Origin of the sequence: Ramlibacter aquaticus, assembly GCF_015159745.1 — a bacterium.
GTDB lineage: Bacteria > Pseudomonadota > Gammaproteobacteria > Burkholderiales > Burkholderiaceae_C > Ramlibacter > Ramlibacter aquaticus.
Window position 1 is genome coordinate 1 of sequence record NZ_JADDOJ010000034.1, and the last position, 21,493, is coordinate 21,493.

Annotated in this window: 23 protein-coding genes; 15 read left to right on the forward strand and 8 right to left on the reverse strand. The window is 69.4% G+C overall.

Going from position 1 to position 21,493, the window contains the following annotated elements; translation table 11 throughout:
- The 4 genes from ctaD to IM725_RS10020 all read left to right on the forward strand — a co-directional run.
- A partial coding sequence (ctaD, locus tag IM725_RS10005) for a cytochrome c oxidase subunit I (protein ID WP_193780443.1) occupies window positions 1-1,908 on the forward strand: 1,908 nt, incomplete at its 5' end.
- Window positions 1,901-2,512, forward strand: coding sequence for a cytochrome c oxidase subunit 3 (locus IM725_RS10010; protein ID WP_193780444.1), 612 nt, complete (start codon window positions 1,901-1,903; stop codon window positions 2,510-2,512). The genes ctaD and IM725_RS10010, both read left to right, overlap by 8 nt.
- Window positions 2,509-2,961, forward strand: coding sequence for a hypothetical protein (locus IM725_RS10015; protein ID WP_193780445.1), 453 nt, complete (start codon window positions 2,509-2,511; stop codon window positions 2,959-2,961). The genes IM725_RS10010 and IM725_RS10015 overlap by 4 nt, the downstream gene beginning before the upstream one ends.
- 141 nt (window positions 2,962-3,102) lie before the next feature.
- Window positions 3,103-3,732: a phosphoribosyltransferase gene (locus IM725_RS10020; protein ID WP_193780446.1), complete on the forward strand. Its 630-nt coding sequence runs from the start codon at window positions 3,103-3,105 to the stop codon at window positions 3,730-3,732.
- Here the strand turns inward: IM725_RS10020 and IM725_RS20720 are convergent.
- A complete protein-coding gene (locus tag IM725_RS20720; RefSeq protein WP_321576200.1) occupies window positions 3,713-4,543 on the reverse strand; it encodes a bifunctional aminoglycoside phosphotransferase/ATP-binding protein in 831 nt (276 codons plus the stop codon). The two genes, IM725_RS10020 and IM725_RS20720, sit on opposite strands and share 20 nt — an antisense overlap.
- A 53-nt stretch (window positions 4,544-4,596) precedes the next feature.
- On the opposite strand from IM725_RS20720, the gene IM725_RS10030 reads away from it, so the two are divergent.
- Complete coding sequence (locus IM725_RS10030; protein ID WP_193780447.1) at window positions 4,597-5,034, forward strand: hypothetical protein; 438 nt, start codon at window positions 4,597-4,599, stop codon at window positions 5,032-5,034.
- Window positions 5,035-5,065: 31 nt separating this feature from the next.
- Complete coding sequence (locus tag IM725_RS10035; protein WP_193780448.1) at window positions 5,066-5,791, forward strand: pseudouridine synthase; 726 nt, start codon at window positions 5,066-5,068, stop codon at window positions 5,789-5,791.
- 6 nt (window positions 5,792-5,797) lie between these two features.
- Here the strand turns inward: IM725_RS10035 and IM725_RS10040 are convergent, their stop codons facing one another.
- Complete coding sequence (locus IM725_RS10040) at window positions 5,798-6,568, reverse strand: alpha/beta fold hydrolase (RefSeq protein WP_193780449.1); 771 nt, start codon at window positions 6,566-6,568, stop codon at window positions 5,798-5,800.
- Between the two features lie 69 nt (window positions 6,569-6,637).
- On the opposite strand from IM725_RS10040, the gene IM725_RS10045 reads away from it, so the two are divergent.
- The 9 genes from IM725_RS10045 (at window position 6,638) to IM725_RS10085 (ending at window position 15,612) form a co-directional block, all read left to right on the forward strand.
- Window positions 6,638-7,615, forward strand: a complete 978-nt coding sequence (locus tag IM725_RS10045) for a YncE family protein (RefSeq protein ID WP_456096191.1) — start codon at window positions 6,638-6,640, stop codon at window positions 7,613-7,615.
- Window positions 7,581-8,423: a polysaccharide deacetylase family protein gene (locus IM725_RS10050; RefSeq protein ID WP_193780450.1), complete on the forward strand. Its 843-nt coding sequence runs from the start codon at window positions 7,581-7,583 to the stop codon at window positions 8,421-8,423. Before IM725_RS10045 ends, IM725_RS10050 begins: the two co-directional genes overlap by 35 nt.
- Window positions 8,424-8,429: 6 nt before the next feature.
- The gene (locus IM725_RS10055) at window positions 8,430-9,413 is read left to right on the forward strand and encodes a sterol desaturase family protein (RefSeq protein ID WP_193780451.1); all 984 of its coding nucleotides are present in this window, start codon (window positions 8,430-8,432) and stop codon (window positions 9,411-9,413) included.
- Window positions 9,414-9,461: 48 nt separating this feature from the next.
- Window positions 9,462-10,268 carry a competence/damage-inducible protein A gene (locus tag IM725_RS10060; protein WP_193780452.1) on the forward strand — a complete coding sequence of 269 codons (807 nt, stop codon included), beginning with the start codon at window positions 9,462-9,464 and terminating at the stop codon, window positions 10,266-10,268.
- 203 nt (window positions 10,269-10,471) lie between these two features.
- On the forward strand, window positions 10,472-11,890 hold the full coding sequence (glnA, locus tag IM725_RS10065; protein WP_193780453.1) for a type I glutamate--ammonia ligase: 1,419 nt from the start codon (window positions 10,472-10,474) through the stop codon (window positions 11,888-11,890).
- Between the two features lie 142 nt (window positions 11,891-12,032).
- Window positions 12,033-12,539, forward strand: a complete 507-nt coding sequence (locus IM725_RS10070; protein WP_193780454.1) for a hypothetical protein — start codon at window positions 12,033-12,035, stop codon at window positions 12,537-12,539.
- Complete coding sequence (gene glnL, locus IM725_RS10075; RefSeq protein WP_407692516.1) at window positions 12,526-13,620, forward strand: nitrogen regulation protein NR(II); 1,095 nt, start codon at window positions 12,526-12,528, stop codon at window positions 13,618-13,620. Before IM725_RS10070 ends, glnL begins: the two co-directional genes overlap by 14 nt.
- A gap of 36 nt (window positions 13,621-13,656) precedes the next feature.
- The gene (ntrC, locus tag IM725_RS10080; protein ID WP_193780456.1) at window positions 13,657-15,177 is read left to right on the forward strand and encodes a nitrogen regulation protein NR(I); all 1,521 of its coding nucleotides are present in this window, start codon (window positions 13,657-13,659) and stop codon (window positions 15,175-15,177) included.
- 231 nt (window positions 15,178-15,408) lie between these two features.
- The gene (locus IM725_RS10085) at window positions 15,409-15,612 is read left to right on the forward strand and encodes a flagellar biosynthetic protein FliQ (RefSeq protein WP_193780457.1); all 204 of its coding nucleotides are present in this window, start codon (window positions 15,409-15,411) and stop codon (window positions 15,610-15,612) included.
- 1,282 nt (window positions 15,613-16,894) lie between these two features.
- Here the strand turns inward: IM725_RS10085 and xth are convergent.
- The 6 genes from xth to IM725_RS10115 form a co-directional block, all read right to left on the reverse strand.
- Window positions 16,895-17,683, reverse strand: coding sequence for an exodeoxyribonuclease III (gene xth, locus IM725_RS10090; RefSeq protein WP_193780458.1), 789 nt, complete (start codon window positions 17,681-17,683; stop codon window positions 16,895-16,897).
- A 10-nt stretch (window positions 17,684-17,693) separates the two neighbouring features.
- Complete coding sequence (locus IM725_RS10095; protein ID WP_193780459.1) at window positions 17,694-18,293, reverse strand: DUF4337 domain-containing protein; 600 nt, start codon at window positions 18,291-18,293, stop codon at window positions 17,694-17,696.
- A 1-nt stretch (window position 18,294) separates the two neighbouring features.
- The gene (locus IM725_RS10100) at window positions 18,295-18,792 is read right to left on the reverse strand and encodes a dihydrofolate reductase (RefSeq protein ID WP_193780460.1); all 498 of its coding nucleotides are present in this window, start codon (window positions 18,790-18,792) and stop codon (window positions 18,295-18,297) included.
- 4 nt (window positions 18,793-18,796) lie between these two features.
- Entirely contained in the window at window positions 18,797-19,615 is an 819-nt protein-coding gene (locus IM725_RS10105) for a thymidylate synthase (RefSeq protein ID WP_193780461.1), read from the reverse strand.
- Window positions 19,616-19,687: 72 nt separating this feature from the next.
- Window positions 19,688-21,100 (reverse strand): FAD-binding oxidoreductase, encoded by a 1,413-nt coding sequence (locus IM725_RS10110; protein WP_193780462.1) that lies wholly within the window; start codon window positions 21,098-21,100, stop codon window positions 19,688-19,690.
- On the reverse strand, window positions 21,097-21,483 hold the full coding sequence (locus IM725_RS10115; RefSeq protein WP_193780463.1) for a DUF2069 domain-containing protein: 387 nt from the start codon (window positions 21,481-21,483) through the stop codon (window positions 21,097-21,099). The genes IM725_RS10110 and IM725_RS10115 overlap by 4 nt, the downstream gene beginning before the upstream one ends.
- Window positions 21,484-21,493 lie beyond the last annotated feature (10 nt).

Consider the following 21,493-nt stretch of genomic DNA (forward strand, 5'->3'; position numbering starts at 1 on the left):
GCCGACGACCCCGCCATCGCGCCGCGCCTGCAGGCCCTGTGGGAGACCGGGCCCGGCCTCTGGGGCTGGCTGTGCAGCGTGGACCACAAGGCCATCGGCCTGCGCTACCTGGTGACCTCCTTCCTGTTCCTGCTCGCGGGCGGGCTGGAGGCGGCGGTGATCCGCTGGCAGCTGGCCCAGCCCGGCCAGCGCCTGCTCACGCCCGAGCAGTACAACCAGCTCTTCACCATGCACGGCGTGACCATGATCTTCCTGTACGCGCTGCCGGTGCTCTCGGGCTTCTCCAACTTCCTGTGGCCGCTGATCCTGGGCTCGCGCGACATGGCCTTCCCGCGGCTGAACGCCTTCTCCTACTGGGTCTTCCTGGCCTCCGGCATCTACCTGTACGCGAGCTTCCCGCTGGGCCGTGCGCCCGACGCGGGCTGGTTCAACTACACGCCCTACACCGGGCACGAGTTCAACCCGGGCATCAACATCGACGTGTACGCGCTGGGGATGGTGCTGCTGGGCGTGTCGACCACCGTGGGCGCGGTGAACTTCATCGTCTCGCTGCTGCGCACGAGGGCGCCGGGGATGTCCATCAACCGCGTGCCCATCCTGGTGTGGGGCACGCTCACCGCCTCGGTGGGCAACCTGTTCGCGGTGCCGGCGGTGAGCCTGGCCTTCTTCATGCTGTGGATGGACCGGCAGTTCCACTCCCATTTCTTCGACGTCGCGGGCGGCGGCCAGCCGCTGCTGTGGCAGCACCTGTTCTGGATGTTCGGCCACCCCTGGGTGTATGCCATCGTGCTGCCGGCCATGGGCATCGTGTCGGACGGCCTGCCCACCTTCTGCCGCCGACCCCTGGTGGGCTACACGCCGGTCGCGCTGGCCACGGTGACCACCATGGTGCTGGGCTTCGGCGTGTGGGTGCACCACATGTTCGCCACCGGCCTGCCGCCGGTTTCGCTCTCCTTCTTCAGCGCCGCCAGCTTCGCCATCGTGATCCCCAGCGCAGTGGCGGTGTTCTCGTGGCTGGCCACCATCTGGACCGGGCGGCCCGTGTTCAGGACGCCCTTCCTCTTCTTCGCCGGCTTCGTGGTGCTGTTCGTGATCGGCGGGCTGTCGGGCTTCATGACCGCCTCGGTGCCGGTGGACCGCCAGCTCACCGACACCTACTTCGTGGTCGCGCACCTGCACTACGTGATCATCGGCATCAACGTGTTCGCGGTGGTGGGCGGCATCTACTACTGGTTCCCCAAGTTCACCGGCCGCCTGCTGGACGAGCGCCTGGGCCGCTGGAACTTCTGGATCATGTTCGTGGGCTTCAACCTGGCCTTCTTCCCCATGCACGTGCTGGGCCTGCTGGGCATGCCGCGCCGCATCTGGACCTACAGCGCCGACATGGGCTGGGGGCCGCTGAACCTGCTGGTGAGCGTGGGCAGCGTGGTCTTCGCGCTCGGGGTCGCGATGCTGCTGGCCAACGTGGCGCTGAGCCTGCGGCGCGGCGCCCTCGCGGGGGACAACCCCTGGGACGCGCCCACGCTGGAGTGGTCCGTGCCCTCGCCGCCGCCGCCCTACAACTTCCTGGTCATTCCCCTTATCGCCAGCCGCCATCCCCTGTGGGAGGCGCGCCTGGACGACCGGCGCGCGCGCAGCCGGCTCGATGCGGGCCCGCTGCTGGACCATGGGCGCGAGACCCTGGGCACCACGGCCCTGGACGCCGAGCCCGACGTGATCCTGCGCATGCCGGGCGATTCGCCCGCGCCCCTGCTGCTCACCCTGTCGCTGGTGGGCCTGTTCACCGGCCTGCTGGTGCACGCCTGGTGGGTGGCCGGCGTGGGGGGCGCAGCGGCGGCGCTGGCGATGCTGTTGTGGTTGTGGCCGGAGCGCAAGCTGGGCCAGGTGCGGGAGGCGGCCTATGCCTGACGCCGCGATGGACCTGACGCAGGCGCTGCCGGTGGGCAGCAAGGGCCGGCTCTCCAGCGGCTGGTGGGGCATGTGGTGCGTGGTCGCGACCGAGGCCGCGCTCTTCGCCTACCTGCTGTTCTCCTACTTCTACATCGCCTCGCAGGCACCCGCGCCCTGGCCCGACGGCGGGCCGCCGCCGCTGGGCATCGCCGGCACCGGCACGCTGGTGATCGTGCTGGCCAGCCTGACGGTGTGGTGGGGCGAGCGCGGCATCATGCGCGGCGAAGCGGGTCGGCTGCGGCTGGGGCTCGCGGCCACGTTGGCGCTGGGCGTGTTCTTCATCGGCCTGCAGCTGCACGAGTGGCGCGGCAAGCCCTTCACGCTCTCCAAGGACGCCTACGGCTCGCTCTTCTTCACCATCACCGGCTTCCACATGGCGCACGTGATCGCCGGCCTGCTGGGGCTGGCCGTGCTGCTGGTGTGGTCGCTGCTGGGCAACTTCGACCGCCGCCGGCACGCCGCGATCTCCATAGGCGCGGTGTACTGGCACTTCGTCACCGTGGTCTGGCTGGTGGTGTTCGCCTCGCTCTACCTCAGCCCCTACCTGGGCCTTGCGAAATGAGGGCCGCACCCGCACCCCGCGACGCGGCGCTCGACGCCGGCCATGCCGCCCCGCACCGGGACCGCACCAGCGCCTGGGCCCTGGGCGCCGGCCTGGTGCTGGGGCCGGCGGCCTTCTTCCTGCAGATGGCCGTGGCCGTGCCCCTGCTGTCCAACGGCTGCGACCTGGGCTGGGAGCCGCGCGTGGGTGCCATCCCCGGCCTGCACGGCCTTGCCCTGGCGGTGGACGTGGTGGCCCTGGTGCTGGTGGTGTGTTCGGCCGCGATCGCGGCGGGCGCCTGGCGCCGCACCGCGGGGGAGAAGCCTGGCGGCGGCCACCGCCTGCTGGGCAGCGGTGACGGGCGCACCCGCTTCATGGCCATGGCCGGGCTGATCGCCAACCTCATCGTGGGGGCCGCGGTGCTGTACGTGCTGCTGGCCCATGCACTCCTGACCGTCTGCGGGACCTGACGGCAGGGCGTGGCCGACAACGCGACCGGGCGACGGCCGGCGCCGAGCCGTGGATGGGGCCTCTGCACGGCGCGCGCGCCTTGACGCCGATCAGCCTCCCCGCCTGCACGCGGTCCTAGACTGGGCGCGGAGGTGACGCCCATGTTCGCCGATCGAATCGACGCCGGCCGGCAGCTGGCCCTGGCCCTGGCGCGCTACCGCGGCACCCGCCCCGTGGTGCTGGGCATCCCGCGCGGCGGCGTGCCCGTGGCGGCCGAGGTGGCCCGCGCCCTGGCAGGCGATCTCGACATCGTGCTGGTGCGCAAGCTGCACGCCCCCTGGTCGCAGGAGGTCGCGATCGGCGCGGTGGACGAGACCGGCTGGACCTGGCTCGCGCGCGGCGCTGCCGCCAGCGGCGCGGACGCGCAGGAGATCGAGCGCCAGGTCCACGAACAGCGGGACGAACTGGCGCGGCGTCGTGCCTGCTACGCGCCCGGCCGGCCGCTGCCGGTGCTGCAAGGCCGCGTGGCCATCGTGGTGGACGACGGCCTGGCCACGGGGGCAACCATGGTGGCGGCGCTGCACGCGGTGCGCGGGCGCGGTCCCCGAACGCTGGTGTGCGCGGTGCCGGTCGCCTCGGCCGGTGCGCGCGCGCTGGTGCTGCCGCTGGCGGACGAGGTCGTGGCGCTCTCGGTGCCGCCGGATTTCCGCGCCGTGGGCGCGTACTACATGGATTTCCCCCAGCTCGCGGACGAGGCGGTGGTGGCGCTGCTCAGTCCGGCAGCCGGATGACGTGCGCGGCCTCGTCCGCGTCCAGCGGCTCGTGCGCCGCCTGCAGGCGCTCCAGCACCGCCTCGTCGGCCTCCGAGGGGTCGCCCTGGCGCGTGCGCAACCGCTCGCGCAGCACGGTCGCCGACGCCTCGCAGTGCAGGATGGCGAATGGCAGGCCCAGCGACCGCGCCAGCGCGGCCGCCGCCTCCCGTTCCGCACGGCGCAGGAAGGCGGCGTCCAGCACCACCGGCCAGCCCGCGGCCAGGGCCGCCCGCGCCAGCCCCATCAGCTGCGCGTAGGTGCGCGCCCCGGCCTCGGGGCCGTAGATGTCGAGCCCGGCACTGCGCGAGTCCTGGTCCTGGCGCAGGCCGAACAGGCGCTTGCGTTCCACGTCCGAGCGCAGGCGGATCGCGCCCTCGCGCTCCAGCCAGTGTTGCGCGGCAAAGCTCTTGCCGGCCCCCGGCAGGCCGTGCGTGATCGCCAGCCTTGGGGCGGGCTCCGCCATCCAGCGCAGCGCGGCCTGGACGTAGCGCCGCGCCCGCGCGGATTGGCCTTGCAGCAGGCCGACCTGGGCCCGCACCAGGGCGCGGCTGGCCAGGGCGAAGCGCAGCACCGCCAAGGCCCCGTGGTCACCGCTCCAGTCCAGCCAGCCGTTGAGCAGCCGGAAGGCCAGGTCGCGCCGGCCCTGCGCCTCCAGGTCCATGACCGGGAAGGCGATGTCGTCGGCGACGTCGATCCAGCGCAGGGCGGGGTCGAACTCGATGCCGTCGAAGGCCGCGACGCTGCCGTCGGGCATCTCCACCAGGTTCGCCAGGTGCAGGTCGCCGTGCACCTCGCGCACCCGGCCGGCCGGGCAGCTTCGATCACTTCGAGACGCCGCTGGGCGTGTTCCGCCACAGCCCGTCCAACCCGGACTTCCGGGCCGAGGGCAGCTTCAACGAGAACCACATCCGCGGCTATGGCCTGGCGGGCCTGCGGGTGTTCGATTTCGGCTGGCAGCCGGTGCCCAAGGGCTGGGGCGACCACGCCGTGATCGAGATGCGGCTGCAACTGCACGCCACCGACCCCGATGTGCTGGAGCCCCGGCTGGGCACGGCGCAGAGCAAGGGCTGCATCCGCGTGCCGGCCACGCTGGACCGCCTGCTGGACCTGCGGGGCGTGCTGGATGCCGACTACGAGGCCCTGGCGCGCGACGGCCACCGCCTGTGGGTGCTGCCGCGCGAGCGCGAGCCGCTGCAGTTCGCGGGCCGCTGGCTGGTGGTGCTGGACAGCGGCCGCAGCGAGCGGCCGGCCTGGAGCCCGCTGCCGCGGCCGCGGCGCTGAAAGCGGGCCGCCGGGCGGCGATACTCGCCCCATGGAGATCCAGGAGGTGTTGTATTCGCAGGGCTTCGGCACGCGGCGTGTGTGCGCGGGGCTGGTGCAGCAGGGCCACGTGCGTGTGGGCGGCCAGCCGGTCACGGACGCCACGGCCGAATTCGAGCCCCAGGGGCTGGTGTTCGAGGTCGACGGCCAGCCCTGGCCCTGGCACGAGAAGGCCTACCTGCTGCTGCACAAGCCGGCCGGCACCGAGTGCTCCCGCAAGCCTTCGGCCTGGCCCAGCATCTACACGCTGCTGCCGGGTCCGCTGCGCGCGCGCCCCGTGAAGGGCGCCGAGGACGGCGTGCAGGCCGTGGGCCGGCTCGACCAGGACACCACGGGCATGCTGCTGATGTCGGACGACGGCGCCTTCATCCACCGCATGAACTCGCCGAAGAAGCACGTGCCCAAGGTGTACGAGGTGGGCTGCAAGCATCCGGTCGCGCCCGCCCAGGTGCAGCGGCTGCTGGCGGGCGTGGTGCTGGACGACGACCCGAAACCGGTGCGGGCGGCCGCCTGCGAGGCCACGGGCGAGCAGTCGCTGCGCCTCACGCTCACCGAGGGCAAGTACCACCAGGTCAAGCGCATGCTGGCGGCGGTGGGCAACCGGGTGGAGACGCTGCACCGCTCGCGCATCGGCGGGCTCGCGCTGCCCGCCGACCTGGCGCCGGGGCAGTGGCGCTGGCTGTCGGCCGAGGACCTGGCCCTGCTGCGTCCGGCCTGAACGCGCTCAGGCCAGGCCGGCCAGGAATTCGGCGATGCGCCCGGTGACCAGCGCGGGCTGGTCCTTGTGCGGCGAGTGGCCGCACTGCTCGATCACCTGCATCTCGAAGCGCCCGCGTGTGGGCGCGATCTGCTCGACCTGCGCCAGGGTGCCGTAGGCGTCCTCGCGGCCCTGCAGCGCCAGCACCGGGTCGGCGATGCGCCTGCATTCGCTGCGGATGTCGAAGTCGCGGAAGGCCGGGTCCAGCCAGATATCGTTCCATTGCCAGAACGCCACCTCCACCGCGTCGTGGTAGCGCGCCAGCCGCTCGCGCAGCAGCGGCCAGTCCTCGCGCGCCTGGCGGATCGCCTGCACCGAGATGTCCTCGACGATCACGTGCGGCGCCATCGCCACGCAGGCCGCCACCGGGTGGTGCGCCGCATGGATGAGCGCGATGGTGCCGCCGTCCGAATGGCCCAGCAGCACCGGGCGGGCGATGCCCAGCGCCTGCAGCAGGGCGGGCAGCACCTCCAGCGCCTCCTTGTGCATGTAGTCCGGCCGGTGCCGGCCCTTGCCGCGCACGTCGTGGATGGGGGCGGAGCGGCCATACCCGCGGCGCGAGTAGGCGAATCCGGCCCGGCCGGTGGCCGCACAGACCTGGGCCGGCCAGTCGCGCCACAGGGCCACCGAACCCAGGCCCTCGTGCAGGAAGATGATGGGCGCGCGCGCCTGTGCACCGTCCGGAGCCGCGATGCGTTGTAGCTCCAGCGGGACCCCGTTGACGTCGATCAATTCCATGCCGGGAATGTTACGACGGGTGACGTGTGCCGCCGGGTAAACTCCGCGCTCCCCCTGGAAACGCTCCACGTGACACGCACCCCGCACCGCCGCGCACTCGCGGCCCTGGCCGCCGCCTTCCTGTCCCTCCCGGCGCTGGCTGCGCACCCCATCTTCGTGCTCAATTCGCTGGACGCGAACGTCAGCATCATCGACCCGGTCACTTGGCAGGAAATCCGCCGCGTGCCCACCGGCAAGGAACCGCACCACCTCTACCTCACGCCCGACGAGAAATCGCTGATCGTGGCCAACGCCCTGAGCGACTCGCTGACCTTCTTCGACCCCCGCACGGGCGAGGTGCAGCGCACCGTCACCGGCATCCTGGACCCCTACCAGCTTCGCTTCTCGCCCGACATGAAGTGGTTCGTGGTGGTCGGCAACCGCCTCAACCACGTGGACATCTACCGCTGGGACGGCGCCAACCTGCAGCTGGCCAAGCGCATCTCCACCGGCAAGACCCCCAGCCACACCTGGATCGACGCCGCCAGCCGGATCGCCTACGTCAGCATGCAGGACAGCGACGAACTGGTCGCGATCGACCTGGTGACGCAGACCCTGCTGTGGCGCACCAAGACCGGCTCGCTGCCGGCCGACGTGTTCGGCACCCCCGACGGCAAGTCCCTGCTGGTCGGCATGACGGGCGGCAAGGAGGTCGAGGTCTACGACATCAGCGGCCCCCAGCCCCGCCTCTTCAAGAAGATCCCGACCGGGGAGGGCGCGCACGCCTTCCGCGCGGCCGGCGACGGGCGCCACGTGTTCGTCAGCAACCGCGTGGCCGACACCATCAGCAAGATCGACCTGCAGACCCTGCAGGTGGTCGAGAGCTACCCGGCCCCGGGCGGCCCCGACTGCATGGACGTGCTGGCGGACGGCAAGACCCTGCTGGTCAGCTCGCGCTGGGCCCGCAAGATGTCGGTCATCGACACGGTGCAGAAGAAGGTGCTGCGCCAGGTCAACGTGGGCAAGTCCCCCCATGGCGTCTGGACCCTGGACCACGCGCCGCGCTGAGCGGCGCGCGCTGCTGGCCGCCGCGCTCGCGGCGCCCTTCGTGCGGCCCGCCCCGGCCTCGGCGGCGGCCCCGGCGGCCGGCGGCGACGCGTCCTGCGGCCACCCCCTCTACCTCACCCTGGACACCGGCCACATGGGCGTGGCGCCGCTCATCGCCGAGGTGCTGCAGCGCCAGCAGGTCAGCGTCACCTTCTTCGCCGCGAACGAGCGCACCCAGGCGGGCGACGGCAGCCTGGGCGCGTACTGGGCGCCCTGGTGGAAGGCGCGGGCGGCGGAGGGCCACGAATTCGCCTCCCACACCTACGACCACGTGTACTGGCGGCGTGACCTGCCCGGCAGCCCGCCGCGCTTCGAGGTCCGCCCCTCCGCCGGCCCCGACGAGGGCCGCAGCTTCACCTGGACCGGCGCGCAGTACTGCGAGGAGATCGCGCGTGCCGCCGACCGCCTGCGCGAGATCACCGGCCGCCAGCCGCTGCCGCTGTTCCGCGCGCCCGGCGGCAAGACCTCGCCGGCGCTGCTGGCCGCGGCGCGCGCCGGCGGCTGGGCGCACGTGGGCTGGGCCCCGGCCGGTTTCCTGGGCGACGAGCTCCCCAGTGAAACTTTTTCCAATGAAGTGCTTCTCACACGGGCGCTGCAGCACATCCGCGGCGGCGATATCCTCGTGGCGCACCTGGGGATCTGGTCCCGCAAGGACCCCTGGGCCCCGGCGGTGCTGGAGCCCCTGATCGCCGGGCTCAAGCAGCGGGGCTTCTGTTTCCGCACGCTGCGCGAGCACCCTGGCTACCGTGACTGGATCGCGACGCATTAAGACCTGATGGATTTCCTGGACAACCTCTTCGGCCTGGCCCAGCAGTGGGTGTTCCAGACCTTGCTGCAGCCGCTGATGTTCCACGTCGGCCTGGGCGACATCCTGGAGGACGGCTATGCCGCCGCCGGCTGGCTGCTGGTCGGCCTGGTGCAGGTGCTGGTGCTGGTGGCCGTTATCGGCCCACTGCAGCGCTGGCGCCCGGTGGAAGACCTGCGCGACCGCCGCGCGGTGCGCACCGACGTCTTCTACACCCTGATCCACCGGCTGGGGCTGGTGCGCGTGGCGCTGTTCTTCAGCGTGCAGCCCCTGTTCGACGCCTTCTTCGGCTGGGTGCACCTGCAGGGCGTGGGCCCGGCGCAGCTGGACACCCTGGTGCCCTGGCTGGGCCAGCATGCGCTGGCGCTGTTCTGCGTCTACCTGGTCATCTTCGACTTCGCCGACTACTGGATCCACCGCGCCCAGCACAGCGTGGAATGGTGGTGGCAGCTGCATTCGCTGCACCACTCCCAGCGCCAGATGACGATGTGGTCGGACAACCGCAACCACCTGCTGGACGACCTGCTGCACGACAGCCTGTTCGTCATCCTGGCGCAGCTCATCGGGGTCGCGCCCGGCCAGTTCGTGGCCCTGGTCGCAGTGACCCAGCTCAGCCAGAGCTTCCAGCACGCCAACCTGCGCGTCTGGTTCGGCCGCATCGGCGAGCGGCTGTGGGTCAGCCCGCGCTTCCACCGCCTGCACCATGCGATCGGCCTGGGTCACGAGCGCGCCGCGGGCGTGCAGCCGCTGGTGCGGGGCCGAAGCCCGGCGCTGGGCGGCCACAACTTCGGCGTGCTGCTGCCCTGGTGGGACATGCTGTTCCGCACCGCCAATTTCGAGCTGCGTTGGGACGCCACCGGCATCCGGGACCAGGTCGAGAAGGGCCGCAACTACGGCAGCGGCTTCTGGTCGCAGCAGTGGCTGGGCCTCAAGCGCCTGGCCGGCCGCGCCTAGGCGGGTGGGCGCCCGCGCCCTGCGTGGCGCTCGGCTACGATTGCGGCCATGAGCCATCCTTCTTTCGGGCTCGTCATCGTGGGTGACGAGATCCTGTCCGGCAAGCGCAGCGACAAGCACATGGCCAAGGCCATCGAGCTGCTGGGCGCGCGCGGCCTGGCGCTGTCCGGGGCCGAGTACGTGGGCGACGATCCGGCCCGCATCACCGCCGCCCTGAAGCGCGCCTTCGCCTCGGGCGACGTGGTCTTCTCCTTCGGCGGCATAGGCGCCACGCCCGACGACCACACCCGGCAATGCGCCGCCGCGGCGCTGGGCGTGCCCCTGGTGTTGCACCCCGAGGCCGAAGTGCTGATCCGCGAGCGCATGCAGGACGTGGCGCGCGAGCAGGGCACGCCCTACGAGCCGGACCGCCCGGACAACGTTCACCGCCTCAACATGGGCGTGTTCCCCGAGGGCGCGCAGATCATCCCCAACCCGTACAACAAGATCCCGGGCTTCAGCGTGGGCACGGTGCACTTCGTGCCCGGCTTCCCGGTGATGGCCTGGCCCATGCTGGAGTGGGTGCTGGACACGAAGTACCCGCACCTGTTCCGGCGCGAGGCCTACCTGGAAAAGTCCGTCATCGTCTTCGGCGCCATGGAGGCGGCGCTCACGCCGCTCATGGAAACCGTGGAGCGCGAGCACCCTGGCATCAAGGTCTTCAGCCTGCCCAGCGTGGACCATCCCACCTGGGGCCGGCACATCGACCTGGGCGTGAAGGGCGAGCCGGCGCGCGTGGACCCGGCCTACGTCCGCCTGCTGGAGGGCCTGCGCGCCCTGGGCGTACCGCTAGGCCCCGAATTGGTGCGTCCCTGACGCCCTGTTTCTGTGCAGAGCTGATTTGCACCAATTCGGTGCTATTTTGTAGGCCCCGAGCCAGCGTTTTGTAGGGAAAAGCCGCAAATATCGCGGAGAATCGCACGGCTCCGCAGGCGCCGCCATGCACCAGCTTTGGCACAGAAACTGCATTCCCGAGCCCGATCATTCTTTTTGACAACCCTTCCAAACTGGAGAACCTGATGGCAGCCAAGACCGTCGCAGACGTGATGAAGATGGTGAAGGAGAACGAGGTCAAGTTCGTCGACTTCCGCTTCACCGACACCCGCGGCAAGGAACAGCACGTGACCGTGCCCGTGTCCCATTTCGACGAAGACAAGTTCAGCTCGGGCCACGCGTTCGACGGTTCCTCCATCGCCGGCTGGAAAGGCATCGAAGCCTCGGACATGCTGCTGATGCCCGATCCGGAAACCGCGAACATCGACCCCTTCTTCGAAGAGACCACGCTGTTCCTGACCTGCGACGTGCTCGAGCCGGGCGACGGCAAGGCCTACGACCGTGACCCGCGTTCCATCGCCAAGCGCGCCGAGGCCTACCTGAAGGCTTCCGGCCTGGGCGACACCGCCTTTTTCGGTCCGGAACCCGAATTCTTCATCTTCGACGACGTGCGCTGGGGCGCCGACATGTCCGGCTCCTTCGTCAAGGTCGACGAGTACGAGGCGTCCTGGAACACCGGCAAGCAGATCGAAGGCGGCAACAAGGGCCACCGTCCCACCGTCAAGGGCGGCTACTTCCCGGTTCCCCCGGTCGACAGCACGCAGGACATGCGCGCCGAGATGTCCCTGATCCTCGAATCCATGGGCATCCCGGTCGAGGTGTTCCACCACGAAGTGGCGGGCGCTGGCCAGAACGAGATCGGCACCCGGTTCAACACGCTGGTGCGTCGTGCCGACTGGACCATCCTGCAGAAGTACATCATCCAGAACGTCGCCAACGCCTACGGCAAGACCGCGACCTTCATGCCCAAGCCCCTGGTCGGCGACAACGGCTCCGGCATGCACGTGCACCAGTCCGTGTGGAAGGACGGCAAGAACCTGTTCGCCGGTGACGGCTACGCCGGCCTGTCCGAGTTCGCGCTGTACTACATCGGCGGCATCATCAAGCACGCCCGTGCGCTGAACGCCATCACCAACCCCGGCACCAACAGCTACAAGCGCCTGGTGCCCGGCTTCGAAGCCCCGGTGAAGCTGGCCTACTCGGCCCGCAACCGCTCGGCCTCGATCCGCATCCCCTTCGTGTCCAACCCGAAGGGCCGCCGCATCGAAGCGCGCTTCCCGGACCCCCTGATGAACCCCTACATGGGTTTCGCCGCGCTGCTGATGGCCGGCCTGGACGGCGTCGAGAACAAGATCCACCCGGGCGAAGCCGCCACCAAGGACCTGTACCACCTGCCGCCGGAAGAAGACGCGAAGATCCCGACCGTCTGCCACAGCCTGGACCAGGCCCTGGAATACCTGGACAAGGACCGCGCGTTCCTGACCAAGGGCGGCGTGTTCACCGACACCATGATCGACGCCTACATCGAGCTGAAGATGCAGGAAGTGACCCGCTTCCGCATGACGACGCACCCGATCGAGTTCGACATGTACTACTCGCTGTAATTCCATCCAGCGTGTTGTGTAAAAGGACCGCCTCGGCGGTCCTTTTTCTTTGTGGATCAAGGGCTTGGTTTGCTTTTTTGATGAGTTGCGTGATACTGAAAGGCCGTCCACCGCACGTTTGCGGATGACACGAAAGCCCGTCATGAAACACGCCGTCATGCTCGCGCTCGCGGCTGCCGCGGCTGCCGCCGGCGCCCAGGCGCAGACCAAGGTCTGGCGCTGTGGCAACACCTACACCAACAGCGCCATCGAGGCCCAGGCCCAGGGATGCAAGCCGCTCGAGGGCGGCAACATCACCGTGGTCCAGGGCACCAAGCCCAATGCCAGTGCCGTGGCCGCCGGCGCGGCCACCCGCATCGCCCTGGCGCCGCCGCAGGCCGGCGGCGGCCAGCGCATCGACGCCGCTGACCAGAAGGCGCGCGATTCCGACGCCCGCCAGATCCTCGAGGACGAACTGCGCAAGGCGCAGGCGCGCCAGGCCGAACTCCTGAAGGACTACAACAACGGCGAGCCCGAGATGCTGGGGCCCGAGCACCGCAACCACCAGAAGTACCTGGACCGGGTGGCCGACATGAAGGCCAGCATCGCCCGTACCGAGAGCGACATCGCCGGCATCAAGCGGGAACTTGCGCGCATTGCGTCAAAATGAGGGCTTGAAACCCTCGACCGCCGCCAAGCCCGCACAACGTTTCCAGTCGCTGGACCTGCTGGCCACGCTCGTGGCCGTGGTCACCCGCGAGGGCGCGGTGCTCTTCGCCAATGCCGCCCTGGAAGACGCGCTGGGCATCTCGCGCAAGAGCATCGAAGGCTCCAGCCTTCCCCAGCACTTCACCGAACCGCAGCTGCTGCAGAACGCCCTGGCGGGCGCCAGCAGCAACGAGTTCGCCGCCTTGCGCTATGACGCGGCGCTGATGCGCCCGGGCAGCGAGCACTGGCCGGTGCACGTGGTGGTGGCCCAGACCGAGCGCGCGGGCGAGTTCGTGGTGGAACTGCTGCCCCTGGAGGCGCAGGCCCGCCAGGACCGCGAGGAGCGCCTGATCGACCAGGCGCAGGCCAACAAGGAACTGATACGCAACCTCGCGCACGAGATCAAGAACCCGCTGGGCGGCATACGCGGCGCCGCGCAGCTGCTGGAGATGGAGATCGAGTCGCCCGGGCTGAAGGAATACACCCAGGTCATCATCCATGAGGCGGACCGCCTGCAGACCCTGGTGGACCGGCTGCTCGCGCCGCACCGGCGGCCGCACGTGGTGGGCGACGTCAACATCCACGAGGTCTGCGAGCGCGTGCGTTCGCTGATCCTGGCCGAGTTCCCGCGCGGCCTCAGGGTCGTGCGCGAGTACGACATCTCCATTCCCGAGTTCCGCGGTGACCGCGAGCAGCTGATCCAGGCCGTGCTCAACATCGCGCACAACGCCTGCGAGGCGCTCACCGACCGCATCGGGGCGGGCGATGCGCAGCTGGTGTTCCGCACCCGCGTGGCACGGCAGGTCACTTTCGGCAAGCAGCGCTATCGACTGGCACTGGAATTGCATGTCATCGACAACGGGCCGGGCGTACCGGACTCGATCAGGGACAGGATCTTCTTCCCGCTGGTGTCAGGGCGGGAAGGGGGTTCGGGGCTGGGGCTCACGCTGGCGCAGACCTTCGTGCAGCAACACCACGGACTGATCGAATGCGACAGCGTCCCGGGGAGGACGGATTTCAAGATCCTCATCCCGCTGCCCTAGTGTTCGACTGACAAACCCGAGGTGACAAGCCATCCCATGAAGCCGATCTGGATCGTTGACGATGACCAATCCATCCGCTTCGTGTTGGAGAAGGCCCTGCTGCGTGAAGACCTGCCGACGCGCAGCTTCACCAACCCGCGCGAAGTGCTGCAGGCGCTGGAATCCGACGACGAGCAGGGCCCGCAGGTCCTCGTGAGCGACATCCGCATGCCGGGCGGTTCCGGCCTGGACCTGCTCACCAAGGTCAAGGAGAAGCACCCCGGGCTTCCCGTGATCATCATGACGGCCTTCTCCGACCTGGACAGCGCGGTCTCCGCCTTCCAGGGCGGCGCCTTCGAGTACCTGCCCAAGCCCTTCGACCTGCCCAAGGCGGTGGAGCTGATCCGCCGCGCGGTGGACGAGAGCCAGCGCGAGGAGGTGGCCGAGGAGCGCATGGCCGCCGCGCCCGAGATGCTGGGCCAGGCGCCCGCCATGCAGGACGTCTTCCGCGCCATCGGCCGGCTCTCGCAGAGCAACGTCACGGTGCTGATCACCGGCGAATCGGGCTCGGGCAAGGAGCTGGTGGCGCGTGCGCTGCACAAGCACTCGCCGCGCGCCAACGGGCCCTTCGTGGCGATCAACACCGCGGCCATCCCCAAGGACCTGCTGGAGTCCGAGCTCTTCGGCCACGAGCGCGGCGCCTTCACCGGCGCGCAGACCATGCGCCGCGGCCGCTTCGAGCAGGCCGAGGGCGGCACCCTGTTCCTGGACGAGATCGGCGACATGCCCTTCGACCTGCAGACGCGCCTGCTGCGCGTGCTGTCGGACGGCCACTTCTACCGCGTGGGCGGGCACAACGCGGTGAAGGCCAACGTGCGCGTCATCGCCGCCACCCACCAGGACCTGGAGCAGCGCGTCAAGGAAGGCGTGTTCCGCGAGGACCTGTTCCACCGCCTGAACGTGATCCGCCTGCGCCTGCCGGCGCTGCGCGAGCGGCGCGAGGACATCGCCATGCTGGCGCGTCACTTCCTGCAGCAGAGCGCCAAGCAGCTGGGCGTGGAGCCCAAGCGCATCACCGACGCCGCGCTGGTGCGGCTGTCGGGCTTCGCCTTCCCGGGCAACGTGCGGCAGCTGGAGAACATCTGCCACTGGCTCACGGTGATGGCCCCGGCGCAGCTGATCGAGGCCAAGGACCTGCCGCCGGAGGTGGGGCTGGGCGAGGTGGCGGCGGCGGCGGCCGCGGCCGAGCGGCCCGCCACGGTGCCGGCGGGGCAGGGCGCGGCGCCCGCCCGCGCCGACGAGCCCCTGGCCCCCGCGAGCCTCGCGCCCGCGGGCACGTCGCCGCTGATGGCGGCCCTGAACGGCGGCACCTGGGAGACCGGGCTGGAACAGGAGGCGCTGGAGCTGCTGGCCTCCGGCCGCCACGACGTGTGGGACGCGCTGACCAAGCGCTTCGAGTCGCGGCTGATCCTTACGGCGCTGGCGAACACGCGCGGGCGCAGGATCGAGGCGGCGCAGAAGCTGGGCATCGGCCGCAACACGATCACGCGAAAGATCCAGGAACTCGGGTTGGAATAGAGCCCTTCGGCTGCAGACCGAAGGGCTCTCACTGAAGGCGAGCCGCACGGAAGCACCCGCTCGACGCCACCTGGGGAGGTGGCGGCCCCTTTCCTTGCCGATGCATGGGTGAGGATTTCCAGCCGTGACTATTCGGCTTGCGCCTCACGGCCAGCCACCTATCCTGTCGTTGTTCGGCCTCAGCCACGACAGGGCGAGGTTCTCCTGCAACGTTGAACCAGGGACGGTGGCATGCAATCAGATTTCGCGCTCAACCTGATCGCAGACTTGTTCTGGACTGGTTTTGTCGTGTCCATGCCGCTGCTGGCCTCGACCATGCTGGTCGGGCTCTGTATCAGCCTGCTGCAGGCCATCACCCTCTGGCGGCTCTGCGCCTGCGCACCGCACTCCGACAGGTCGAATCGTCCCGATAGTGCCGCCACTGCCGCCTATTGAGTGAGGTTGCCTGTGATTCGACTATTTTGGCTTGCACTGCTCACGTACTTCATCGTCGCGGTGCTCGCCCTAATGCTCTATGTCGCCATAGGACTCGATCTATTGGGCGAGAGCGTAGTGCCACTCGGTGGGCGCCTCCTTGCGATTCCGATCTTGCTGTTGGAGGCGCCTATTTGGTTTGTGCGCGACACGTTCGCAGCATCGGTTCCTGCGGCGACGAGACTGCTGCGCGTGCTAGGAGCGTTTGCTGCCATAGCAATAGCAGTCGTCGTGTCAAGGAGGATTCTGAGAAAGAGTGCAGAGCGCGAAGCGAAGTGGTGGGTTGATGTGATCTCTTAGAAGAACAACCTCTCGCCACTCCCAGCCGCTAAGAGCTGGAGTTCCCACAACGCAAGGGCCGCGCGGAGCGGCCCTTCGTTCGTTCAGCGCTTGCTGCGCGGCTCGCCGGCCGCGTGCGCGCGACCTTAGTCTTTGCGCTTGACTTACCCGCGCTCGATGAACGCGTCGATCACCTGCAGCACCCGGCGCTTCTAGTTCGGCTCGAGCTTTCCCGATCGTGAGCAACCGACGGCGCAGGCGCGAGTTGCCTTCCTGCTGGAAATTCACGCATTTGGGGAGACGCTTCGCCCGCAACTCAGGAAGCGTCGATTGAGGCGCTTATGAATTGGGCGGGAGGACTTGCTGATCGCGTTGATCAATCGCGCGCATCAGGCAATCGACGCACCGCATTACCAAGCGCTGAGTGGTCCTTCGTGCATGCGAGTACCGTTGCCGGCCTGGGCGAACATGACGCCGCGCCAGAGCCGCATCGCATCGGCCGCGTGGCGCTTACCGTGGTGAAGGCCATCGTGCCTTCCCTGGTCCCGATCTCTTTCGGCTACGGAAGAGAGCCCCGTGCGATGGTCGCTGACTGTGACCCTCGCTCTTTCTTTCCCCATCCCTTTCCATGAGGTGAACCATGAAGCGCGTGAACAGCAAGAAACACCCGGAGCTGAAGAATCTGGCATCGTCCGCCCACGAACGTTCGTTACGCCAAGAGCCTGGGCGGGCTCCGTGGCAGTCCAGTTTCTCCAGGCGCGTGTCTGCACGGATCGGCCAGCCGCTTTCCTCCGACACAGGCGGGGCCTCTTACGCCTGAGAAGCCGACTGCGGCGTATCGTGTCACGGCCTTCAAGGTGCGCGGGAGACATGCGCGCCTAGCCTGTGCCGAGGCTCTGGGTGAAAGCGCGCTTCAGCGCGGCTGGGCTAATGCGGCTTGGCTGAAGCTTCCTCTCTCGGCAGGTCAAGCGCCCCTGGCGATGTCCAAAATCACCGGCGCGTGGTCACTCGGCTTTTCCCACTTCCTGGGCGTGCGGTCGACCGCGCAGGCCTTGACGTGGGGCTTGAGCCCCTCGCTCACCAGGATGTGGTCGATGCGCAGGCCGCGGTTCTTTTGGTAGCCCAGCATGCGGTAGTCCCACCAGCTGAAGCTCTTCTCCGGCTGCTCGAACATGCGGAAGCTGTCGACCAGGCCCAGCGCCAGCAGGGCGCGGAAGTGCTCGCGTTCTTCGGTCGTGTGGTGGATGGTCTCGCGCAGGCCCTCGGGGTCGAAGGAGTCGCGGTCCTCGGGGGCGATATTGAAGTCGCCCAGCAGCACCAGGCGCTCATGGCGCGCCATCTGCGCCTGCACGAAGGCGCGCAGGCCGGTCAACCAGGCCATCTTGTAGGCGAACTTTTCAGAGCCCGGCTCCTGGCCGTTGACGAAGTAGCCGTTCATCACGCGCACCGGGCCATGGGCGGTGTCCACCGTGGCGGCGATGACGCGCGCGTGCTCGTCCTCGAAGCCCTCGATGTTCTTCACGACCTCCTGCAGTGGATGCCGGCTGAGGATGGCCACGCCGTTGTAGGTCTTCTGGCCGAAGGCGGCGCAGTGGGCGTAGCCGGCCTCGCGCAGCGCGTCGTGGGGGAACTTGTCGTCCGTGAGCTTGAGCTCCTGCAGGCACAGCAGGTCGACCGGGTTGGCGGCCGTCCACTGCAGCACGTGGGGCAGGCGGGCGGTGAGCGAATTGACGTTCCAGGTGGCGATCTTCATCGGCGGGCGCTCACAGGTGCAGCGCCGCGGCGATGCCGATGCCCACGCCCAGCACGCCCATGCCGAACATGCCCATCTCCAGCCACCTCTTCTTGGTCAGCAGGGCGATGGCGGCCAGGGCGATCGAGACCTGCAGCACCGTGGTGGCCTGGGCCCAGCGGTGGTGCTGGTGCATCTGCGCCTCGCTCTGGTGGTCCCACTCGGTGGCCTCGGCCTCCAGCTTGTCGGCGGCGAGCTTGATCTCGGCCTTCTCGCCCTTGTAGCGCTCCACCTCCTTGGCGTAGCCCGGCTTCCTGTCTTCGCTCACCAGCGCCAGCGCGAGCTCCGACATGTTCTGCTTGCTGCTCTTGGACTGGTAGAAGTTCCACTGGTTGGAGGCTTCGGTCTTCTTGATCGCGGCGTTGTTCTTGTAGAGGCCCGCGTTGGCCTGGGTGGCCCCGGCCATGTACGAGAAGATCGCGCCCACCGTGGCGATGACCGCGGTGAACATCGCGACCTGGTTGGTCAGGCTGCCGCCCCCCACGCCGTGGTGGCCCTCGGCCGCGTGCTCGGTCGCGTGTTCGATCGCATGGTCGTGCGGGCCATGCACGTGGAATCCGCCTTCGGACATGTCAGGCTCCTCTGTGTTCTCGGGTGTAGGTGACGAAACTGTAGGCCAGGCCGGTGGTGGAGACGTGACGGCTGCGTGCGACTTCGTGCCAGGACGCATCCAGCGCAGGCATGAAGGTGTCGCCCTCGAAATCGGCGTCGAGCTCGGTCACTTCGGCGCGCTGCGCCAGCGGCAGGGCGCTGTGGTACAGCTGCGCGCCGCCGATCACCCAGGCCAGGGGCTCGCCCTGGCACAGCGCGATCGCGGATTCCAGTGAGCCCACGGCCTCGGCGCCTTCGGCCTGCCAGGCGGCCTGCCGGGTGACCACGATGTTGCGCCGCCCCGGCAGGGGCCGGAAGCGCGGCGGCAGGGAGTCCCATGTCTTGCGGCCCATGATCACCGGCTTGCCGGTGGTCATCTGGCGGAAGTGGGCCAGGTCTTCCGGCAGGTGCCAGGGCATGGTGCCGCCCTGGCCGATCGTGCCGTTGCGGGCGCGGATGTAGATCAGTGCCAGTTCCATGCGCTCAGACCGCGACCGGGGCCTTGATGGCCGGGTGGTGCTGGTACTCCAGCACCTCGAAATCCTCGTACTCGTAGTCGAAGATGGAGTCGGGCCGGCGCTTGATGTGCAGCACGGGGTAGGGGTGGGGCGCGCGCGCCAGCTGCGTCTGCACCTGCTCGTGGTGGTTGCTGTAGATGTGGCAGTCGCCGCCGGTCCAGATGAAGTCGCCCACCTGCAGGTCGCACTGCTGCGCCATCATGTGCGTGAGCAGCGCGTAGCTCGCGATGTTGAAGGGCACGCCCAGGAAGATGTCGGCGCTGCGCTGGTAGAGCTGGCAGGACAGCTTGCCGTCGGCCACGTAGAACTGGAAGAAGGCGTGGCAGGGCGCCAGAGCCATCTTCGGGATGTCGGCCACGTTCCAGGCGCTGACGATGATGCGGCGCGAATCCGGGTTGGTCTTGATCGTCTTGACGGCCTCGGCGATCTGGTCGACGTGGCCGCCGTCGGGCGTGGGCCAGCTGCGCCACTGCACGCCGTACACCGGGCCCAGGTCGCCGTCCTCGCGCGCCCATTCGTCCCAGATGGTGACGCCGCGCTCGCGCAGCCAGTTGTTGTCCGACGAGCCCTTCAGGAACCACAGCAGCTCCTGGATGATGGACTTCAGGTGAACCTTCTTGGTGGTCACCAGGGGGAAGCCCTCGGCCAGGTCGAAACGCATCTGGTAGCCGAACACGCTGCGCGTGCCGGTGCCGGTGCGGTCGGTCTTGGGGGTGCCATGCTGGTACACATGGCGCATGAAATCCTCGTATTGCGAGCGTACGGGGCGGGGCGCGGCGGTCATGCCGCGATTATCCCGTTTTGCCGCGGCGCCACCTCCGGGCGGGCCCCCTTGCGGCCGGGGTGGCGCAAGGCTTCAGGGGTGAAGCACCCGGCCCGGGTTCATCAGCCCCTGGGGGTCCAGCGCCTGCTTGATCGCCCGCATCAGGCCCAGGGCCACCGGGCTCTTGTGATGCGGCAGCTTGTCCACCTTCAGCGACCCCACGCCGTGTTCGGCGGAGATGGAGCCGCCGAACTCCTGCACCGTGTCGTAGACCAGGGTGTTCACCGGGTCCTCCCACTCGCGCAGGAAGGCCGGGCCGTCGGCGCCAGCGGGCGCCTGCACGTTGAAGTGCAGGTTGCCGTCGCCCAGGTGGCCGAAATTCACCAGCCGCACCCCGGGAATGGCCCGCAGCAGCCGCTCCTCGGCGCTGCGGCAGAAGGCCGGGATGCTGGACACCGGGATCGAGATGTCATGCTTGATGTTCAGGCCTTCCTGGGCCTGGGCCAGCGTGATGCTTTCGCGCACGTGCCAGAGCTCGGCCGCCTGCGCCAGGCTCTCGGCGACCACCGCATCGGTGGCGCAGCCGTCCTCCAGGGCGCGCTCCAGCAGGCGCTCGAACTGCGCCCGGGCGTGGGCCTCGGACTCGTGGTCCGAGCACTCCAGCAGCACGCCGAAAGGCGAGCTGTCGGCGAAGGGCACGCGCAGCTGCGGGAAGTGCTTGCGCACCAGCGAGAGCGAGAAGCGGCCCATCACCTCGAAGCCCGTGAGGCTGGCGCCCAGCCCGCGGTGCGCCAGGCCCAGCAGCGCCACCGCGGACTCCATGTCCGGCACGGCCGCCCAGGCGGTGAGGCTGGCCGCCGGCTGCGGGAACAGCTTCATGGTGGCGGCGGTGATCACGCCCAGCGTGCCCTCGCTGCCCACGAACAGGTCGCGCAGGTCGTAGCCCGTGTTGTCCTTGCGCAGGCCGCTGAGGCCGTCCCACACCTCGCCCTGGGGCGTAACCACCTCCAGCCCCAGGCACAGCTCGCGCGCATTGCCGTAGCGCAGCACCTGGGTGCCGCCGGCGTTGGTGCCCAGGTTGCCGCCCAGGGTGCAGCTGCCCTCGGACCCCAGGCTGAGCGGGAACAGGAAGCCGGCCGCCTGCGCCGCCTGCTGCACCGACTGCAGCACGCAGCCCGCCTCGGCCGTGATCGTGAGGTTGGCCGGGTCGATGGCGCGCACCCGGTTCATGCGGCCCAGGCTGAGCAGCACCTGCGTGCCCGACGCGTCGGGGATGCCGCCCACCACCAGGCCGGTGTTGCCGCCCTGGGGGACGATGGCGGTGCCTGCCGCCGCGCACAGGCGCACCACGGCCGCGACCTCGGCCGTGGAGCCGGGCCGCACCACGGCCAGGGCCTTGCCACGGCTGCGGCGCCGCCAGTCCTGCTCCCAGGCGCCCAGGTCGCCCTCGGTCAACACCTGGGCGTCGCCCAGCGCGGCGCGCAGCTTCGCGATCAGTTCACTCATGGCCGGGCTTTCGCGAGCCGCACGCGCACGTGCACGGCGCAGGCGGCAAAGAGCAGCAGGCACAGCAGCACTTCCAGGGCCGCCAGGGGCCGGCCGGCGCCCGGGTCGCTGGTGGCGCGCACCACGCCCTCGATGAAATAGATCCACACCAGCAGGCTCACCCAGCGGTAGGTGTACATGCGCCGGCGCAGCAGGCCGGCCAGCGGGACGCACTGGGGCAGCACCTTCAGGGCCAGCATGGAGCCGCCCGGGCGCAGCGGGGCGAGCCAGAGCTCCCAGGCCAGGCCCAGGGCGATCAGCCCGAGCAGGCTGCCGACGGCGACCCAGCGCGAGGCCTCGACCCACGCGCCGGGACCGGTTGTGATGCGGTGGTCCTCGTCCATGCCGGTGGCA

Excerpts from the sequence above, each read along its gene's own strand:
- IM725_RS10115 (WP_193780463.1), bottom strand. The coding sequence starts at position 21,483 with ATGGACGAGGACCACCGCATCACAACCGGTCCCGGCGCGTGGGTCGAG.
- IM725_RS10085 (WP_193780457.1), top strand. The coding sequence starts at position 15,409 with ATGCAATCAGATTTCGCGCTCAACCTGATCGCAGACTTGTTCTGGACT.
- IM725_RS10100 (WP_193780460.1), bottom strand. The coding sequence starts at position 18,792 with ATGGAACTGGCACTGATCTACATCCGCGCCCGCAACGGCACGATCGGC.
- glnA (WP_193780453.1), top strand. The coding sequence starts at position 10,472 with ATGGCAGCCAAGACCGTCGCAGACGTGATGAAGATGGTGAAGGAGAAC.
- ntrC (WP_193780456.1), top strand. The coding sequence starts at position 13,657 with ATGAAGCCGATCTGGATCGTTGACGATGACCAATCCATCCGCTTCGTG.
- IM725_RS10015 (WP_193780445.1), top strand. The coding sequence starts at position 2,509 with ATGAGGGCCGCACCCGCACCCCGCGACGCGGCGCTCGACGCCGGCCAT.
- IM725_RS10070 (WP_193780454.1), top strand. The coding sequence starts at position 12,033 with ATGAAACACGCCGTCATGCTCGCGCTCGCGGCTGCCGCGGCTGCCGCC.
- IM725_RS10060 (WP_193780452.1), top strand. The coding sequence starts at position 9,462 with ATGAGCCATCCTTCTTTCGGGCTCGTCATCGTGGGTGACGAGATCCTG.
- IM725_RS10105 (WP_193780461.1), bottom strand. The coding sequence starts at position 19,615 with ATGACCGCCGCGCCCCGCCCCGTACGCTCGCAATACGAGGATTTCATG.
- IM725_RS10010 (WP_193780444.1), top strand. The coding sequence starts at position 1,901 with ATGCCTGACGCCGCGATGGACCTGACGCAGGCGCTGCCGGTGGGCAGC.
- IM725_RS10040 (WP_193780449.1), bottom strand. The coding sequence starts at position 6,568 with ATGGAATTGATCGACGTCAACGGGGTCCCGCTGGAGCTACAACGCATC.
- IM725_RS10050 (WP_193780450.1), top strand. The coding sequence starts at position 7,581 with ATGGCGTCTGGACCCTGGACCACGCGCCGCGCTGAGCGGCGCGCGCTG.
- xth (WP_193780458.1), bottom strand. The coding sequence starts at position 17,683 with ATGAAGATCGCCACCTGGAACGTCAATTCGCTCACCGCCCGCCTGCCC.
- IM725_RS10035 (WP_193780448.1), top strand. The coding sequence starts at position 5,066 with ATGGAGATCCAGGAGGTGTTGTATTCGCAGGGCTTCGGCACGCGGCGT.
- IM725_RS10055 (WP_193780451.1), top strand. The coding sequence starts at position 8,430 with ATGGATTTCCTGGACAACCTCTTCGGCCTGGCCCAGCAGTGGGTGTTC.
- IM725_RS10095 (WP_193780459.1), bottom strand. The coding sequence starts at position 18,293 with ATGTCCGAAGGCGGATTCCACGTGCATGGCCCGCACGACCATGCGATC.
- IM725_RS10110 (WP_193780462.1), bottom strand. The coding sequence starts at position 21,100 with ATGAGTGAACTGATCGCGAAGCTGCGCGCCGCGCTGGGCGACGCCCAG.
- IM725_RS10020 (WP_193780446.1), top strand. The coding sequence starts at position 3,103 with ATGTTCGCCGATCGAATCGACGCCGGCCGGCAGCTGGCCCTGGCCCTG.